Source organism: Sphingopyxis sp. (genome assembly GCF_034380315.1).
In the GTDB taxonomy this organism is placed as follows: Bacteria; Pseudomonadota; Alphaproteobacteria; order Sphingomonadales; family Sphingomonadaceae; genus Sphingopyxis.
Window position 1 is genome coordinate 26,671 of record NZ_JAXMPB010000007.1, and the last position, 18,145, is coordinate 44,815.

At 65.0% G+C, this 18,145-nt stretch carries 12 protein-coding genes; 9 read left to right on the forward strand and 3 right to left on the reverse strand.

The window, feature by feature from the left end:
* Positions 1-112 precede the first annotated feature (112 nt).
* Genes U0S50_RS13510 through U0S50_RS13525 form a run of 4 tightly spaced genes read left to right on the forward strand, consistent with a single transcriptional unit; the run spans position 113 to position 4,843 of the window.
* Positions 113-1,477 carry a TolC family protein gene (locus tag U0S50_RS13510; protein ID WP_322309289.1) on the forward strand — a complete coding sequence of 455 codons (1,365 nt, stop codon included), beginning with the start codon at positions 113-115 and terminating at the stop codon, positions 1,475-1,477.
* The gene (locus U0S50_RS13515) at positions 1,474-2,523 is read left to right on the forward strand and encodes an HlyD family secretion protein (RefSeq protein WP_322309290.1); all 1,050 of its coding nucleotides are present in this window, start codon (positions 1,474-1,476) and stop codon (positions 2,521-2,523) included. The genes U0S50_RS13510 and U0S50_RS13515 overlap by 4 nt, the downstream gene beginning before the upstream one ends.
* On the forward strand, positions 2,520-3,716 hold the full coding sequence (locus U0S50_RS13520) for an ABC transporter permease (protein ID WP_322309291.1): 1,197 nt from the start codon (positions 2,520-2,522) through the stop codon (positions 3,714-3,716). The genes U0S50_RS13515 and U0S50_RS13520 overlap by 4 nt, the downstream gene beginning before the upstream one ends.
* On the forward strand, positions 3,713-4,843 hold the full coding sequence (locus tag U0S50_RS13525; RefSeq protein ID WP_322309292.1) for an ABC transporter permease: 1,131 nt from the start codon (positions 3,713-3,715) through the stop codon (positions 4,841-4,843). The genes U0S50_RS13520 and U0S50_RS13525 overlap by 4 nt, the downstream gene beginning before the upstream one ends.
* On the opposite strand, the gene U0S50_RS13530 is transcribed toward U0S50_RS13525, so the two are convergent.
* The 3 genes from U0S50_RS13530 to U0S50_RS13540 form a co-directional block, all read right to left on the reverse strand.
* Positions 4,806-7,148, reverse strand: coding sequence for a transketolase (locus U0S50_RS13530; protein ID WP_322309293.1), 2,343 nt, complete (start codon positions 7,146-7,148; stop codon positions 4,806-4,808). The two genes, U0S50_RS13525 and U0S50_RS13530, sit on opposite strands and share 38 nt — an antisense overlap.
* A 104-nt stretch (positions 7,149-7,252) precedes the next feature.
* Positions 7,253-7,543 (reverse strand): DUF6916 family protein, encoded by a 291-nt coding sequence (locus tag U0S50_RS13535; protein ID WP_322309294.1) that lies wholly within the window; start codon positions 7,541-7,543, stop codon positions 7,253-7,255.
* Between the two features lie 32 nt (positions 7,544-7,575).
* Entirely contained in the window at positions 7,576-13,809 is a 6,234-nt protein-coding gene (locus tag U0S50_RS13540; RefSeq protein WP_322309295.1) for a putative Ig domain-containing protein, read from the reverse strand.
* A 284-nt stretch (positions 13,810-14,093) separates the two neighbouring features.
* On the opposite strand from U0S50_RS13540, the gene U0S50_RS13545 reads away from it, so the two are divergent.
* The 5 genes from U0S50_RS13545 to U0S50_RS13565 all read left to right on the forward strand — a co-directional run bounded on the left by U0S50_RS13545 (position 14,094) and on the right by U0S50_RS13565 (position 18,139).
* Positions 14,094-14,594 (forward strand): phage tail protein, encoded by a 501-nt coding sequence (locus U0S50_RS13545; protein WP_322309296.1) that lies wholly within the window; start codon positions 14,094-14,096, stop codon positions 14,592-14,594.
* Between the two features lie 27 nt (positions 14,595-14,621).
* Positions 14,622-15,149, forward strand: coding sequence for a phage tail protein (locus U0S50_RS13550; RefSeq protein WP_322309297.1), 528 nt, complete (start codon positions 14,622-14,624; stop codon positions 15,147-15,149).
* A 34-nt stretch (positions 15,150-15,183) separates the two neighbouring features.
* Positions 15,184-15,714, forward strand: coding sequence for a phage tail protein (locus tag U0S50_RS13555; RefSeq protein WP_322309298.1), 531 nt, complete (start codon positions 15,184-15,186; stop codon positions 15,712-15,714).
* Complete coding sequence (locus U0S50_RS13560; RefSeq protein WP_322309299.1) at positions 15,711-16,262, forward strand: GNAT family N-acetyltransferase; 552 nt, start codon at positions 15,711-15,713, stop codon at positions 16,260-16,262. Before U0S50_RS13555 ends, U0S50_RS13560 begins: the two co-directional genes overlap by 4 nt.
* A 731-nt stretch (positions 16,263-16,993) precedes the next feature.
* Positions 16,994-18,139 carry an efflux RND transporter periplasmic adaptor subunit gene (locus tag U0S50_RS13565; RefSeq protein WP_322309300.1) on the forward strand — a complete coding sequence of 382 codons (1,146 nt, stop codon included), beginning with the start codon at positions 16,994-16,996 and terminating at the stop codon, positions 18,137-18,139.
* Positions 18,140-18,145: the final 6 nt, after the last annotated feature.

Here is an 18,145-nt window from a genome sequence, read left to right on the forward strand (position 1 = left end):
TTTCCTGACCAGCCTCGCACGGCGGAACGGTCCGCGGCCGGCAACGCCCGCTCATCGCTTGAGCCCGGCAGCGGGGTTTGTTAGGGCCGAGCCGTCCAAGGAGGCGATAATCATGACGGCGCGCCCTTCCCTTTCGGCGATCCTGCTGATCGTGGCAGCCCCTTGCCAGGCCCAGGACATCGACGTCCTGCCGCTCGATTTCGGTTCCGCACAGCAACGGCTGATCGAACAATCGGACGCGATCGCGGCGCAGGACGCCAATCTGCGCGCCAAGGAAGCGCAGGAGGGCGCAACGCGCAGCCTGCATCGCCCCGATGTCGACATCGAGGCGCAGTTGCTGGAATATCAGAAGACGCTGTACCTGCCGCTGGGCTCGCTCGCCCCGATCGCCGCACCGTTCGGCATCCGCGATCCGCTGCGCTTCCGTCAGGAACGGACCGCGACACGCCCCATCGTGACGGCGACCCTTCCCATCTATACTGGAGGCCAGATTTCGGCGACGCAAGCCGGCGCGCGGGCGCAGGTCGGCGAGGCGCGCGCCGCCCGGGCCGCAACGCTCAACGACCAGTTGCACAGGTTGTCGCAAGCCTATTTCGGCCAGCAACTTGCCGAACATGTGCTGGCGGTGCGCCGCGATGTGGTGGCCGGACTCGAGCGACATGTGTCCGATGCCGAAAAGCTGGAGCGCGAGGGTTTCATCAGCCGCGCCCAGATGTTGCAGGCGGAGGTCGCACGCGATGACGCGGCACGCGAGCTTGAAAAGGCAAAGGCCGACCTGGCGACGGCCAATGCCCTGCTCGCCGGATTGCTTCGCGCGCCGGGCGGGGTCCGGCCGACCAGTCCATTGGCGGTCGATTCCCGTCCCCTTGAACCTTTGGACGAGTTCAAGACCGCCGCGCTCAACAATCATCCGCAGATCGAACGGCTGCACGCCGTCGAAGAGCAGGCCCGCGCTGGTGTCGGCATCCAGAAATCGAAGCTGCGCCCCACCGTCTATGGATTTGGGCAATATAATTTCGATCGCCGCAACAGCCTGTTGACCGACCCCGACTGGTCGGTCGGCGTCGGCGTGAAGTACAAGCTGTTTTCGGGCACGGGAAGGCAGCAGATGGTCGAGGCCGCCCAGCATTCGGTCGCACAGGCACAGGCCGGGCTCCGCGAAATCCAGACGCAGGTCGCGATCGGTGTGACGAAAAACTGGGGCGAAGCCGATGCGGCGCGGCGACGTTTCCTGTTGCTCGACAGCACATTGGCATCGGCCGAGGAAAATCTGCGCCTGCAACGCCTGTCCTATCGCGAGCAACAAGCGACATCGCTGGATGTCGTCGACGCCGAACTCGGACTGGGCAAGGCGCTGACCGACCGGACGAAGGCCGCGTTCGACTATATCCAGGCGCTTTCCGACCTTCTTTACAGCTGCGGACAAATGGATCGGCTTCCCGCATATCTCGACCGCGCCGACAAGGTGATAGCATGAGCCAGAAGCCGCCCGCAGACACGCCATCGTCGCCCAATGACACCGAAGCGGACGCCGAAGTTTCGACGCGGCGGCGGCCCGCCAAGCCATTGATCATTGCCGGTGCCGTCGCCGCGCTGCTCGCCGTAGGCCTGTGGCTGAGCTATCGCCCTGAACCCGGTCAATTGCAGGGTATGGTCGATGCACGGGAAATACGGATCACGAGCAAGGTCACGGGCCGGATAGAGGCGTTCCACGTCGAAGAGGGGCAGCCGGTCCGAAAAGGCCAGCTTCTCTATACCATCACCAGCCCCGAGGTCGCGGCAAAGACCGAACAGGCGCAAGGGGCGCTGGCTGCGGCGCAGGCGATGGAAAGCAAGGCGGACGAAGGCGCACGGGTCGAAGACATCCGAGCCGCCGAAGCGCAATGGCGCCGCGCCCAGGCGGCGGCCAATCTGGCCCAGGACACCGCGTCGCGCACCCAGCGGCTTTACCAGGAAGGCGTCGTCGCGCGGCAGAAAGCGGACGAGGCGCAGGCCAATGCCGTCGCATCTTCGCAGGCCGCGCGCGCGGCACGCGCCCAATATGACGCCGCGGTCGCGGGCGCCCGACCGCAGGATCGCGCCGCAGCCAGCGGCCAGGTCCGGCAAGCACGGGGCGCCGTCGCCGAGGTCGATGCCGCCGCCGCCGAAACCCGCGTGTTTGCTCCCGCCGATGGCGAGGTGGGCCGCCGCCTTGCCCAGCCCGGCGAGCTGGTACCACAGGGGTTTCCGGTCTTCATGCTGACCCAGTCGCAAGCGCCGTGGGTCACGATGACGGTTCGCGAAGACCAGTTGAAGGGATTGGCGCGCGGCAAGAATATCGAGGGTCATATTCCCGCGCTGGACGATCGCAAGGCGCGGTTTCGCGTCGCCTTTGTCGCACCAGCCGGCGATTTTGCGACCTGGCGGGCCACGCGCCAATCGAGCGGCTTTGACATCAAGAGCTTTGAAATTCGTGCCGTACCGATCGGCAAGATCGACGGCCTTCGCCCCGGCATGACCATCTTGTTCGACTGGCCACAGTGACGGACGGTTCGACCGCGCCGGCCACGACGAGGGAAAGGCCCTTCATCACCAGCGCGCGGCGCGAGATCGCCTTTCTTGCATCCAGTTTCTGGGACCGCGCCATGCTGGGCCTGATCCCCCTGCTGTTGCTGGCCCTGCTTTCGATCGAACTGTCGGATGGCGTCATGCGCGACCTGCCGATCGCGGTGGTCGATACCGACGGCAGCGCGATCAGCCGCGAGTTGATACGGCGTTTGGACGCGGCACCGGGACTGGCGGTTGCCGCGCGCACGTCCGATATGGCCGCCGCCGAGCGTTTGATCCGGACGCGGCGGGTCTATCTGATCGTGTCCATCCCGCCAGAGGCGGCGCGACAGGTGCTGCGCGGCGACAGCAGCAAGATCACCCTGTTCTACAACGCCAGCTATTCCACCCCGTCAAACGCCGCCCTGCGCGAGGCAACGGCGGTCGTCCAATCCTATGCCGCGACGCTGATCGGGCGCGAAACCGCCGCCATAGCCGGGCCGGACAGGGTGCGTGCGCCGCCCGTCGCGGCGCAAACGACGCTGTTGTTCAATCCCCAGGGAAGTTATGAGCTGCAACTGATCGGCCTGATCCATCCGGCGATCCTTCATCTGGTTTTCATGGTCGCCGTCGTCAGCGCGATCGGCCGGGAACTACGCGACCGCAGCATCGGCGCATGGCTGTCCGGTCCCCCTGCCGCCGATGCGGCGCGCATTTGCGGAAAAATGGCCCCCTATTTCATCATCTTCATGCTGTGGGCGGTCGCCGTGACCGCCTATCTGGCCGGGGTACGCGGGTGGCCGATCGCGGGCAGCCCCGCGCTGATCCTGGCGGGTTATGCCGTGATGTATCTCGCCTATATCGCCGTGGCGATCATGATCGTCGGGCTGACCCGTTCGATGGCACAGTCGCTGTCGCTGACGGGGATCTACGCCGGAGCATCCTTTGCCTTTGCCGGCGCGATCTTTCCCATCGAATCCGCCTCCGCCTTTGCCCGGGCGTGGAGCCATTTGCTGCCCTATACCGCCTTTGCCAAATTGTGGGCCGAGCAGTTCGCGATGGGTACGCCCATCGGATTTTCGTTACGGCAGATCGGCGTAATGCTGATCTTCCTGCCGGTCGGCGTTGCGATCGGCCTGCCCCGCTATATCGCCGCGGCCAGGCGCCCCGAATTGTGGGGCAAACGATGATCTGGCAATCCTATCGCGCGACCTTTTTCGCCATTTTTTCAGACCGGGCGGTGATGTTGCTGCTCATCGGATCGGCGATCCTCTACTCCTTCTTCTATCCCGCTGCCTATTCAGGCGAAGTGGCCGAACGCATTCCGGTCGTCGTCGTGGACAACGACCATAGCGCAACCAGCCGCGCCTTCGTCCAGCGGGTCGATGCGGTGCAACAGGCCCGCATAGCGGCGCGGGTGAGTTCCCCGGCAGAGGCGCTGTCGCTGATGCAAGAAAGGCGCGCCGACGCCATTCTGTACATTCCCGTCGGGTTCGAGCGCGCCATCCTGCGCGGCGACCAAGGGACCGTGGCCCTGTTCGGCAATGGCGCCTTTCTGCTGCGCAGCAGCACGTCGCTGACCGGTCTGGGGGCCGCGCTTGGCGCGGTGGGCCGCGATGCCGCGATGGCACAGGCCATGGCCCGCGGCGCCCCCGCCCCATCGCCGTTCGCCGTCATTGCGCGGCCGCTGTTCAACACGCGGGAGGGCTATGGCAGCAGCATCGTGCCCGGCGTGACCTTTCTGATCATTCAGCAGACCATGCTGATGGGCATGGCGATGCTGGCCGCGACGTTGCGCGAAGCGCGCGGCGACCATCGCTTTTCGCCGCCGCGCCTGCTGGGTATCGCGCTTGCCTTTTTCACCGTCGGCTGGGGGGTGCTGGCCTATTGGACCGGCTTTGTCTTCTGGTTCCAGGACTATCCCCGCGCCGGGGCCGACGGCCTGACGCTGATCGTGTCGGGCACGTTGTTCATCGCGGCAACGGTCGCGGCGGCGCTGGCCCTGTCCAGCCTGTTCCAGGTTCGCGAACGACCGGTCCAGCTGTGGATCGTCACCTCGCTGCCCATCTATTTTCTCGCCAACTTATCGTGGCCGGCCGAACAGACGCCCCATTGGCTGACGTTGTTCGCGCGGCTGTTGCCGACGACGCCCGGTATCCACCTGATGATCGGGACCAATCAGATGGGAGCATCGCTGGACGAGCAGTGGCCGGAGCTGATCAACCTCGCGCTGCTGATCCTCCTGTACGGGCTGATCGCGCTTTGGCGGCTGACACCGCTCAATCGTTCAGAAACAGCTCCGCCGCCGCGTCGATGATCGCGTCGCTGTCGAGGCGGTAGGCCCGATAGAGATCGGGCAGGTCCCCGGTCTGGCCGAAGCGGTCGGTGCCGAGCGGACTGACACGCATTCCCCTGACCCCGCCCAGCCATGACAAGGCAGCCGGCGATCCGTCGATGACCGTCACCAGACCGGCCCCCGGCGCCAGCGCGGACAACAGGCGCTCGGCATGGCTGGGGGCGGCCGGTGCCTTGTTCCAGCGCGCCGCACGCGCCGCCGACCAGTCGCGGTGAAGAAGGTCGGGCGACGTAATGTTCAGCAGCCCCAGCCCGGCGATGTCGTCGGCCAGCGCTTCCCACGCGGCCAGCGCCTCGGGCGCGACGACCCCGGTGAAGACGATCGCGGCGTCGGCGCCTGGCCCCGGTTCGCGCAGCCAGTAACCGCCGCGCAGCGCGTCGGCTTCCCAATGGTCGTCGGCCCGCTCCACCTGCGCGATCGAGCGCGTGGACAGGCGCAGATAGACCGAGCTGCCGTCGGGGCGCTGCATCGTATCGAAGGCCCAGCGCATCATCAGCGCGACCTCGTCGGCATAGGCCGGCTCGAAACAGGTGAGGCCCGGCTGTCCCATGCCGATCAGCGGGGTGTTGATCGACTGATGCGCGCCGCCCTCCGCCGCCAGAGTCAGCCCCGATGGCGTGCCGATGAGCAGAAAGCGCGAGTCCGAATAACAACCATAGTTGAGCGCATCGAGCCCACGGGCGACGAACGGGTCATAGACGGTGCCCACCGGCAACAGGCGGGTGCCGAAATGCGGTGCCGACAACCCCAGCGATGTCAGCATCAGAAAGAAATTATTCTCCGCGATCCCTAGTTCGACATGCTGCCCCGCCGCATGGGCCGCCCATTTTTGCGCCGAGGGGATCTTCGCTTTCTGGAACACATCGGCCAGTTCCTGGCGCCGAAACAGGCCGCGCTGGTTTACGAAACCGCCAAGGTTCGTCGTCTGCGTCACATCGGGGGCCGTGGTCACGATGCGATCGCCGATGGCCTCCCCCGATTTGGCCAGATCGAGGAGGATGCGCCCGAATGCCGCCTGCGTCGATTGTTCGGCGCCATCGGGTACCGCGAAACGCGCCGGCACCGGCACCGCCGGAGCGGCGGGTTCCGCCGCCTTGCGCGCGAGTGGGCTGTCTTCGACAAAAGCGCGAAGCTGTGCCGCCGCATTGTCGCCCATCCCGCCCCAGGGTTCCCATTCGGCGCCCGGATCGATCTTGAGCGATGCGCGAAGCTGTTCGATCTGGGCGGGGTTCATCATCCCCGAGTGATTATCCTTGTGCCCAGCCAGCGGCAGGCCGTGCCCCTTTACCGTATAGGCGATGAACAATGTCGGACGGTCATCGTCGGCCGCGTCAAAGGCGTCCATCAGCGTTTCGACGCAATGGCCGCCCAAGTTGGTCATCAACCGCGCCAACGCATCATCATCATAGCTGTCGAGCAAGGCCTTCACGTGCGACTTGCCGCCGATGTCGGCTTCCAGCCGCTGTCTCCAGGCGCTGCCCCCCTGATAGGTCAACGCCGCAAATTCGGCATTGGGGCAATTGTCGATCCATTCCTCCAGCGCCCGGCCACCCCGGCGACCGAATGCCGCGCGCTGCAACTTGCCATATTTCAGCGTGACGACGCGCCAGCCGCAGGTTTCGAAAATATCGTCGAAGCGACGAAACATGCGGTCTGCGGTCGTCGCATCGAGCGATTGGCGGTTATAATCGACCACCCACCAGCAATTGCGCAAATCATGCTTATACCCCTCGATCAGGCATTCGTAGATATTGCCTTCGTCGAGTTCCGCATCGCCCATCAAGGCGATCATCCGGCCCGCATCCTCCTCGCGAAGTTGACCATGGGCAATGAGATAGTCCTGCACCAGCGAGCTGAACGCCGTGACCGCCACGCCCAGACCGACGGACCCGGTCGAAAAGTCGACGGGGATCGCGTCTTTCGTCCGGCTGGGATAGCTTTGCACGCCAGCCAGTCCGCGAAAACGCTCCATACGTTCGCGCGTCTGTTGGCCCAGAAGATAGTGGATCGCATGCAGGACGGGCCCCGCGTGCGGCTTTACCGCTACCTTGTCCTGCGGCCGCAGCGCATGGAAATAGAGCGCCGCCATGATCGTCGTCATCGACGCACAACTGGCCTGATGCCCGCCGACCTTCAGCCCATCGCGCTTGGGCCGCAGGTGATTCGCATTGTGGATCATCCACGACGACAGCCACAACAGCCGGGTTTCCAACTGTTCGATCGCATCGATCTTGTGGTCCCGGTCGGCGATGAGGGTTGTCGTCACGCTGCATGTCCTTTGCTGGCTATCGCATCGCTATAGCCGCTTCTGCCGGACATGTCCCTGCCCGCGCCGATGACGAACAGGATGCAGGGGCGACGCAGATAACCCTAGCTGAACACCGCCTGGTAGAGCGTACCCTGACCGTCCTGGCCCACCGGAACCAGGAAAATATCGAGAGCCCCTATCGTCGGGTTGCTGACCCGATAGAGTTTTTGCGGCAGCACGACCTGCGACGCCGCCCGAAACACAAGCGCAAAGGGTTCGCGCAGCATTCCCGGAAACGGTTGTACGGCCATCGGCTTCGCTTCGACCAGGGTGAGCGGCATCGACGCTTCGCCGACGCCAAGGTCAAAGCCTTCCCGTGCCGCAGCGGCAAAATTCTGAAGTGAAAGAAGCACTATTTCCCTTTCCCTGAACGCCGAGCCGATCCTCAGAAGCGAGTGGACGCGCTGAGCTTTGCCGTGCCGAGCACCGTTCCCGAACCAAACCGCCCGCCAAGGTCGAGCCCAAAGGTCCAGCCGCCCAGCGCCTCCAGACCGATCCCGACCTCGATCTGAATTTCATCGCGAAGCCAATTGTCGTCACGGATCAGATAGCCGTAACCCAGCCCATCGGTGCCCGCGATATCGGCATAGTCCAGCGCCTGCGCCCCGCTGCGGTTGAATTCGTGCCGCCATTCGACGCGCGCGCGCGGCGTCAGCAGGCCGATATCCGACGGCACCGCGATCATGCCCCGCGTTCCGATGATACTGGTGAAGGAACGCGGCTTTCGTTCGGCAAAGGCAAGGTCATAGATGCCCGCTCCGGCTTCCTCATACGCCTTGAGCCGGGCCGCCATATATTCGATGCGCGCATAGCTCGACAGACGCCAGCGATCGGTCGATTCATCGACACCGGCGGCCAGCGATGCGAACGTCATCGTCCCATCGCGCGCGCCCCGCGCGGTTGCGCCATTGGGCGCCCGGCGCCGGGTTTCGAAATCGAGCCCGCCCATGCCGAACACGCCGTCGATGAACACCCCCTTGCCGGGCGACAGACTGCCGTAAAGCGCCGTCACCCAGTTTTCGGCATCGAGCCGCCCTTCGTCATTCTGTCCAACCTTCGTCCGGTCAAAACCATAACCGCCGCCGATCCCGATCGTGAGCGAGTCGCTGAGCCGCACATCGACACCGGCGCTGAGCCCGGAACTCGACACCCGCAGCTTCGACCGCCGCGAGGTGGCATCGCGCGTGCCGATCTGGATCGCACCGCCCGACCAGATTTCGATCGATCCGACGGTGCGGGCGCCCGCCGGAGCGGTATCGCGGTCGGACGCGGCCAATTGGGCGAGCATCTGCGTCGTGTCGGGCGAAGCATCCGCGAGTTCAACACCGCCAAGTGCCCGCATGTCGACCACCCCGGCCGGGGTAGCGTTGTCCGCCGTCCGCCCACGATAGGTGCCGTCACCGCCCGACAGACGAACGCCCGTCGACTGCCCCCGGCTTGCCGCTCCGCTGCCGTGCAACTGTTCATTGCGACGGGCAAAATTGTCGAGCTGTGTGCTTGCGAACCGCCGCGCCGCTTCTGCCTGGGCCGCGCTCAACCCGCGAACCACCGGATCGGCGGACGGGTCGGGTCGCGCCTCGACCATGACGCTTATCGTGGCAGGTTCCGAGACGCCAAAGGCGTTGGCGAGCGTATAGTGGATCGTGGCCGAACCACTGAAGCGGCCGATCGCGCGCAACTTGATGCCATAGCTTCGATCGCCCGGCGCGCCGCCCTCCACAACCTCTGCCGCCAGCGAATTGGCCGGAAGAATGGCGGTGACGGCCGCCCCATTGAAGGGACCGCCCTGCGCGCCGGTGGTCACGTCCAAGATGACCTCGCGCCCGTTCAACAAGGTCGCGGTCAGGCTGGGCGCCACCGGCACGGCCCCGACCACGGTGATTTCTGCGCGCGCCGGAGACGACGTGCCCCCGGGGCCGACAGCAACGAAGGTAAAGGCGTCGGCGCCCTGATACGCCACCGCGGGGCGATAGGTGGCGACAAAGTTGCCCGCCACTGTCACCGTGCCGTGTTCGGGCTGCGTATCGACCCGGATATCGGTATATTCCCCGTCGACCAGCGCGGCGAGATCGATGTCGACCGATGCCGCATTCGGAACCGTCGTCCCGGTCACGGTCGTGTCGGGCGCGTTGCGCGCAACAGGGGCCGCCGGAAGCGCGATTTGCAGCGTATAGGAGATGGCTGCCGTGAAAGGCCCGGTGCCAGTCGAACTGTCGGTTGCCGTTATCGTGAAGGCAAAGGCGCCGTTTTCGGTCGGCGTGCCCGACACAATTCCGTTGGTCGCCAGCGACAGCCCGGCGGGAAGTGCCCCCGCCGTCACCGCAAAACGATAGGGCGCGGCGCCGCCCGATGCCGTCAGGGTCGCCGAATAGGCAACGCCCTGTTGTCCAGCGGCCAGATTGGCGGGCCCGACCGTTACGACGGGGCTGGCAACCGAAATGGTCACGGCCGCCGGCGCCGACGTCCCGCCGTCGTTGCTGGCGCTGTACGTGAAGCTGTCAGGCCCCGAATAGCCGGGCGTCGGCGTGTAGCTGATCGCCAGCCCCGATACGGTTGCCGTGCCATGCGAAGGCGGCGTCACCACCGCAACCCCGGTCGCGGTACCGCCCGCGAGATCGAGCGCGATCGGATTGTCCGCCGATCCATAGGCGATGTTGGCACTGACCGGATTGGCGACCGGGGCCAGCGGCGGCGAAACCACAAAGGCATAGGCCTGGCTGCCGGTGAAGGGGCCGGTGCCCCCCGAACTGTCGGTCGCCGTCACGGTGAAGGCAAAAGTGCCGTGGACGGTCGGCGTACCCGAAACGACACCCGCGGGCGATAGGGTCAGGCCGCCGGGCAGCGCCCCGGAACTGACGGCATAGCTATAGGGTCCGGTCCCGCCCGACGCCGACAGCGACGCGCTATAGGGCGCCTCCATCATCGCGGACGGCAGGCTGGCGGGTGTCACCGCGATGCTGGGTGACGCCACGTCGAGGCTATACGCCGCCGAGGCGCTGAACGGCCCGCCGACACCGCTGTCGGTGACGGTGACGGTGAAACTGAACGTCCCCCCGGCCGTCGGTGTCCCCGAAAGCGCGCCATCGGTCGCAAGCACGACACCCGCCGGCAAGGCCCCGGATGTCACGGCATAGCTATAGGGAGCGACCCCGCCCGTCGCGCCCAACGACTGGCCATAGGCGACGCCCACCGCGGCGTTAGGCAATCCACCCGCGGGCGGAACAAGCGCCAGGACCGGCGCGGCGATGGTGAAATTATAGGCCTGATTGCCGGAGAACGGCCCCGTGCCGCCCGAACTGTCCGTCGCGGTGACGGTGAAAGCAAAGCTTCCGACCGCCAGCGGCGTACCCGACAATGTCCCGTCCGGCGCCAATGCCAGCCCGCTCGGCAAAGCCCCGGCGGTAATCGCATAGCTGTACGGCGCCGTCCCGCCAGACGCGGTGATATTCTGGTTATAGGGCGTGTTATAGACAGGCGCGGGCAACGTCGTCGGAGACACCGCGACCGTCGCCGCGCCGACGTTCAAGCTGTACGACTGGGCGGCGGTATAAGGCCCCAGCCCTCCCGTACTGTCGGTCGCCGTGACGGTGAAATTATAGGCTCCGCTGGCCGTCGCGGTTCCGGAAATCACCCCCGAAGTCGAAAGCGTCAACCCTGGCGGCAAGGCCCCCGCCGTCACGCCAAAGGTATAAGGTGCGGTGCCGCCACTGGCCGACACGGTCTGGCTATACGCCTGGCCGATCCCCGGATCGGGAAGCGCCGCCGGCGACAGAATGACCGTGGGTCCGCCGACCGCAACCGTATAGTTGCGCGTCCCGCTGAAAGGTGCACCGCCCCCTGTTGAGCTGTCGGTCGCCTGTACCGTGAAGTTGAAATTGCCCGGTGTTGTTGGCGTTCCCGAAATCGCCCCGCCGGCATTCATCGAAAGTCCGTCCGGCAGCGCGCCACCAACGATCGAATAGCTGTAGGGCGCGGTGCCGCCGCTGGCCACGACCGTGGCCGACACGGGAGTGCCAAAGGCAAAGCCCCCCAAACTCGCCGGGTCGAGCATCACGGTCGGCGCCCCGATCACCAATGTGATATTCCGGTCGACGGTGGCCGGACCGGTACCACCCGTCTGATCGGTGGCGCGTACAATCATGTTGAAGCTGCCCGCCTCGGTCGGGGTCCCCGAAAAGACGCCCGCCGACGAAAAGCTGATCCCGTCGGGCGGTGTCCCGGTGCGCAGCGAGAAGCTATAGGGACCGATCCCGCCGTTCGCCGTCAACGTCTCGTTATAAGCGTCGCCGACCCGGCCGTTCGCGGGCGTCCCGTTGATCGCCAGGGTAGGAAGCGCGACCGCGATCGAATAAGCCGCACTGCCGGTAAAACTATTGGCGTCGGTCGCCGTCACCGTGAAACTGAACGGCCCGGAAGAGGTCGGAATCCCGCCGATCTCGCCAGTCGATGCGTTCAACGTCAACCCGGTCGGCAGCGTCCCGGCAGTCACCGCATAGCCATAGGGTCCGACGCCGCCGCTGGCTGAAATGCTTTGCGAATAAGACGCACCGGCCGTCGCGGCCGGCAAGGCGCCTGCCGCCGGTGTCAGCACGATGGTGGGCGATGCAATCGTGAAGTTATAGCCCCGGCTCCCGGAAAAAGGCGCCGCCGGACCGGTCGAACTGTCGGTCGCGGTGACGGTGAAGCCGAACGGGCCCGTGGCCGTCGTCGTGCCGGACAGCGTCCCATCGCCCGCCAGCGTCAGGCCGGACGGCAGCGCCCCAGCCGTCACGGCATAGCTATATGCCGCGGCCCCGCCGCTCGCCGTGATCGTTGCGCTGTACGCGGCGCCATATGATGGTGCCGCCAGGCTGGCGGGCGCAAGGTCGACCGTCGGCGGCGTCACGGTGATCGTCACCGTCGCCGCGGACGAGGTTCCCCCCGCATTCGTCGCTGTATAGGTGAAACTGTCGGGCCCGGCATAGCCCGCCGTCGGCGTGTAGCTGATGCTCGTCCCGGCCGCGGTTGCCACCCCATTGGACGCCGGGGCGACAACGGCCACGCTGGTCGCGGCGCCGCCGCCGAGCGTCAGCGAAATGGCATTGGCAGCCGACCCATAAGCCACGGTCGCGTTCCCATTGGCGGCCGTCGGCGGCGCGACATAGGTAAATTGGTCGCTTGCCGAAACGGAACTGGTTCCCCCCACCGTCGTCACGCGCACATCCACCGCTCCCGCCCCGGCGGGACTGGTCGCGGTGATCTGCGTCGAACTGTTCACGGTAAAGCCCGTTGCCGCGGTGCCGCCGAATGTGACGGCGCTCGCGCCCGAAAGATTGCTGCCGGTGATCACCACCGTCGTACCGCCCGCAGCGGGGCCCGACGTCGGGCTGAGCCCCGCGACGGTGGGCGCGGGGATGAAGCTGTATTGATTGGCCGCCGCCGTCGCGCTCGTGCCGCCCACCGTCGTCACGCGGACGTTGCCGGTGCCGGTCCCGGCGGGACTCGTCGCGGTGATCTGCGTCGCGCTGTTCACGGTAAAGCCGGTTGCCGCGGTGCCGCCGAATGTGACGGCACTCGCGCCCGTCAGGTTGGTGCCGGTGATCACCACCGTCGTACCGCCCGCAGCGGGACCCGACGTCGGGCTGAGCCCCGTGACGGTGGGCGCAGCAATGAAGCTGTATTGATTGGCCGCCGCCGTCGCGCTCGTGCCGCCCACCGTCGTGACGCGCACATTGACGGTGCCGGTGCCCGGCGGACTGGTCGCCGTGATCTGCGTCGCGCTGTTCACCGTGAAGCTGGCGGCCGCCGTTCCGCCGAATGTGACCGCCGACGCCCCGGTCAGGTTGGTGCCCGTGATCACCACCGCCGTACCGCCGGCGGCAGAGCCGGAGCCGGGGCTGACAGCTGTGACAGTGGGCGCAGCGACATAGGTGAACTGATTGCCCGCCGCGGCCGCGCTTGTGCCATTGGCCGTCGTCACGCGGACGTTGACGGTGCCCGTCCCGGCCGGGCTGGTCGCCGTGATCTGGGTTGCGCTGTTCACCGTAAAGGCCGTCGCCGCCGTTGCCCCGAACGTAACCGCGGAAGCCCCCGAAAAATCGGTCCCCGTCAATACCACCGATGTTGCCCCGGCCGCAGGCCCCTGAGAGGGAGAGAGGCTTGTCACCACTGGGGGCAGCGCGGCCGGCAGGACATTGACTCTCACGGTGATGACGCGGCCAGTATTGTTATTGTCGACCGTGAAAGTATCGGTTCCGCTGAAGCTGTGTGACGGGGGCAGATAGCGCACCTCGTTAGCGCTATAGCGAACCAGTGTCCCACCCTGCTGCGTCGCATTGTCGACCCTGACACCGACTAGATAACCTTCCCCACCGAGCAATGGTCGGAGATTAATGTTCGCCAGCGGACCACAGGCACCGCTGTCGCGGACATTCTCCCCCGTCAACACGCCGCCGAGAGCGTAGGAATCAAAATCATTCACGTCGCCCAGCGGGTTGACGAAAGTCAGCCCCGCAATGTCGGTGGAGTCGACGTCGCAAGGGAATACCCCCTGCGCCCGCAACTGAGGCGCCGCGCCCATCAAGAGGAGCAGAAACAGGAACAGAGACAGCAACGATCTGACTGCCCCGAATCTGTTCATTTTCCTCACCCCCCATCAAAATTTCAATGACCATATATTAAAATCGAAAATATCAAAAGAATCATAAAATTCATAACTCCAACAACACGATTGAAACTGACCGCTTAACAACATCCAATATGAAAATATTTGGTTCCAATATGGCAATTCGCTGAATCCAGTGGATTTTTAATTTATCATAATATGAAATTTACCTTGAACACATGGCTCCATCAGAAATAGTGTTCACACCCTGTCCTTGCAGGGGAGACGCGTAAATGTCAGAGCCGTTTATCGGGCAAATCATGTCTGCCGGATTTTCCTTTGCTCCCAAATATTGGGCCGCATGCAACGGACAGATTTTGCCGGTTGCCCAGAATCAGGCGCTGTTCGCCCTGCTCGGCACTCAATATGGCGGCAACGGAACCAGCAATTTCGCACTTCCCGATTTGCGCGGCCGGGCGCCCATTGGCGCCGCCCCCTCTGCGGCTCCATCCTGGCAACCCACCATATATGCGCAAGGCACGGCGCTGGGCAGCGAGACGGTGACGTTGACGAGCGCCCAGATTCCGTCACACAGCCACGGCATGACGGCCACGACCGCCGCGGCTCGGAATGGGTTCCCCTCCGCAACCGAACGGTTCGCCACCTCGACCCCCGCCATCTATGGCCCGGCCCAGAATCTGGTCGGCCTCGCGGGCGGACCACTCGCTCCGGCGGGGGACATGGCGCATGCGAACATGCAGCCTTACGAGGTGATCAACATGTGCATCGCGCTGTCCGGCATTTGGCCCTCGCGCGGCTGACCGGCGGACAAACAGAAAGGGCAAAGCATGAGCGACCAGTTTGTCGGCGAAATTCGATGGTTCACCTATGTCCGCGGCGCGCCTGCTGGTTGGCAGCTATGCAATGGCGCCCTGTTGCCGATTGCGGAAAATGAAGCGTTGTACACACTGATCGGCACCACCTATGGCGGCGACGGCAGAACCACGTTCGCGGTCCCCGATCTTCGTGGCCGCATCCCCCTGCATCAGGGGGTGGGGCCGGGCCTTTCCCCGCACCCGATCGGAGGGAAGAGCGGTTCCGAGACCGTCACGCTGACCGCCAGCCAACTTGGGGGCCATACCCATTTGATCGAGGCTTCCAGTCTTGGAGCGACGAGCAGCAACCCCACATCGAACGTGCCGGCCACCCTGCCGGCGGGCGATGCGCTGTACCAATCCGGAACCAGCGGGGCAGTGCCCACGACCGTGCCCTGCGTCGGCAACACGGGGTCCGGGCTTCCCCACGAGAACTGCGCCCCAACGCTCGCCCTGCTGCCCTGCATCGCCATCTATGGCATATTCCCGTCGCAGGGCTGACCGCTAACCCCAACCTATTGCCAGGAGAGACCCCATGGCGGATCCCTATATCGGCGAAGTCCGGATTTTCGGTTTCAATTATGCGCCCTATCAATGGGCCACCTGCGATGGCACGCTGATTCCGATTCAGCAGAACACAGCGCTATACTCCCTTATGGGGACCAGTTTCGGCGGCGATGGCCGTACCACCTTCGCGCTCCCCAATCTGGCGTCGAGACAGCCCTGCGGCATCGGCAATGGCCCGGGATTGACCGCGCGCACTTTGGGCGAAAGTTTCGGCGTTCAGCAGGTGACGCTGACCACCACAGAGATACCGCCGCACAACCATGGCGGGATTCGCGTCTGGGAAGGAGGGTCGGCCGCGCGCACCGCTGGACCGACCCCGAGTTCCGCACTTTCAGGGTCCGACAATGCCGTCGGTTTTGGGACACCGACCAACACCGTGCAAATGTCCCCCATGGCGATCGGCGTCGGCGGCGGCAGTTCGCCGCATCCGAACCAGCAACCGGTTCTGGCGGTCAATTTTTCAATCGCACTTTACGGCATTTTCCCGAGCTTTTCTTGAACAACGGCCAGTCGGTCGCGCCCTTGCCGGTTCCGTCAACCGCCATGGTGCGACAGGGGATCCTGCTGCGCGCGGCAGAGGAGCGGGACCAAAATTGGCTGCGCGAGCTTTATTGCACCGCCCGTTTTGACGAACTGGCCCCGCTGCCGTGGGCGGACACGGCGAAACGCGCCTTTCTCAACGATCAATTTCGCTTGCAGCATCTGCACTATCAGCGCGCCTATCCACATGCGGACCGCCTGATCGTTGCGCGGCAGGAAAGCGACGGAGGGCATGTCGACATCGGGCGGCTTTACCTCGACCGCTCGCTGCGCCCGTGGCGACTGGTGGAAATCACCCTCACCCCGGCATCGAGCGGACATGGTGTGGGTTCGCTGTTGATGCGGTGGATCGCCGCCGCAGCGGGAGCCGCGAAGATCGACGCCATCGACCTGCATGTCGCCCGCGACAACAATCGCGCCCGACGCTTTTACGAGCGCCTTGGCTATCGCGAAGTCGCCAGCCTGTCCGCCACACATCACCGCATGGCCATCAAGCTGAAGCCCTGAAACAAAGCGATCGAATGGGGGCAACCGAGCCCTTTTCCAATCGACATGCCCCGACAAGAGTGCCGAAACCTCTTGGCGAGGAGCACCCGCTGGCGCGCCCTGCGCTGGCACGCATCCATTTCGGTTTCGATAGCTTGCCACCCCGAAAATTGTTCATTCAGCGTTAATTATTGACTCCCGGTCAGGGCGCGCCCACTATTGCCTCCAGACGTCGATCGCCATCGCGACGATAATGTCAGCCGGCGGCTTGGCGAAGACATGCGAGCGAAACCCTTGACTTCCTTCTGTATCGGAGGAGTTCATGCTGGACATATTGCGAAACTATAGCGCAGCCCGATTGGCGATCACGCCTCTCGGCACGGCTATAAATTCGTCGGGCGTTGCGACGGGCGCCGCAAGGCCATCATGTGCCACCCCAATTTCCGAACCAATCCGGGGGCGAATACGCAAAACCCCTCACATTTCGCGCGATGTTCGCGCAGCCATGGGCTTCACACGGCGGCCGACGCGATGAGTGCGGCGGCCGTCCCAACGGCGATCGAAGGCGGCACTGCGGCCGCCCATGCACGATGCGAACACATGCCGCGCCGGCTGCGAAAAGCATCCGCCGCGCGGGCGCACACGGGAGACGATAGCGCCGGTTAGCACGCCGACACACGGGATCGAAAAAGGGGGATCAAGGGATGAAGATACTGGCCGGACTGCCTGCAGAATTTGTGTCCCGAAAGCCCATGCGCAAAATTGCGATCACGCTGATGATGGCGGCCAGCCTGCCCTCCTGCGGCAAAGGGAGCGATCAGCAACAGCTTCCCCCCGTCCCGGTCGAGGTGGCGGTCGCCAGAACGCAATCGACCCCGCTCTATGCCGAATATGTCGGCGACGTCCGCGCGGTGAAGGATGTCGGAATATATCCCCGTGTCGGCGGCGTCCTGTTGCGGCAGAATTTCGTCGACGGCGGGCTGGTCCGGCAGGGACAGTTGCTGTTCGTTATCGACCCGCGCGAATATCAAACCTCGGTCGCCGCGGCGCAGGCGCAACTCGCCGGCGCGCAGGCGCAAGCGGCGCGCGCGCAGCAGGATGTCGCCAGATATCGTCCGCTGGTGGAAGAGGACGCCATATCGCGCCAAGTCTATGACAATGCCGTCGCGACGGCACGCGCCAACGCTGCACAGGTCAGCGCCGCAAGGGCCAGCGTCGAACAGGCCAGGATCGGCCTGTCCTATGCCTATATCCGCGCGCCCATCTCGGGCCGGATCGGCAACGCCAATGTCGATGTCGGCACGCTCGTCGCGCCGGGGACGACCGAGCTTGCGCGGATATCCGACGCATCGACGGTCGAGGTCTATTTCAGCCCGAGCGAGCAGGAGGTGCTGCGGTTCCAGCAACTGCCCGAGGCGGAGCGTCAGGAAGCCGGCAGCGGAATCGAGTTGATCCTGTCGGACGGTTCCGTCTTTCCCGCGACCGGACGGATCAATTTTGCCGACCGCGCCTTTGACGCGGCGACCGGTAGTTATCGCCTGAGAGCCATTTTCCCGAACCCCGACAACGCGCTGCTTCCCGGTCAGTTCGGGCGGGTAAAGATCAAAATCGCCACCCGGCCCGACGCCATCGTCATCCCGGACAAGGCCGTGGTCGAACAGTTCGGCACCTATTTCGTCATGGTGGTCGGCCCAGCCAACAAGGTGGAGCAACGCCGGGTCGAAGCCGGCCCCCATGTGGGCGGCGAGTGGATCATCGACAAAGGGTTGAAGCCCGGAGAGAAGGTGATCGTCGAGGGGCTGGGAATGGCGCGCCCTGGCGCGGTGGTCCAACCCACGGCTGGCGGAGGATCGGGCGGGCCGAAAAAAGCCCCCCCCACCGCCGCGAAAACGAGCTGATCCGCC

Bases quoted from the DNA above. Each gene is read 5' to 3' on its own strand.
- U0S50_RS13565 (WP_322309300.1), top strand. From the start codon at position 16,994: ATGCGCAAAATTGCGATCACGCTGATGATGGCGGCCAGCCTGCCCTCC.
- U0S50_RS13540 (WP_322309295.1), bottom strand. From the start codon at position 13,809: ATGAACAGATTCGGGGCAGTCAGATCGTTGCTGTCTCTGTTCCTGTTT.
- U0S50_RS13525 (WP_322309292.1), top strand. From the start codon at position 3,713: ATGATCTGGCAATCCTATCGCGCGACCTTTTTCGCCATTTTTTCAGAC.
- U0S50_RS13545 (WP_322309296.1), top strand. From the start codon at position 14,094: ATGTCTGCCGGATTTTCCTTTGCTCCCAAATATTGGGCCGCATGCAAC.
- U0S50_RS13550 (WP_322309297.1), top strand. From the start codon at position 14,622: ATGAGCGACCAGTTTGTCGGCGAAATTCGATGGTTCACCTATGTCCGC.
- U0S50_RS13555 (WP_322309298.1), top strand. From the start codon at position 15,184: ATGGCGGATCCCTATATCGGCGAAGTCCGGATTTTCGGTTTCAATTAT.
- U0S50_RS13515 (WP_322309290.1), top strand. From the start codon at position 1,474: ATGAGCCAGAAGCCGCCCGCAGACACGCCATCGTCGCCCAATGACACC.
- U0S50_RS13510 (WP_322309289.1), top strand. From the start codon at position 113: ATGACGGCGCGCCCTTCCCTTTCGGCGATCCTGCTGATCGTGGCAGCC.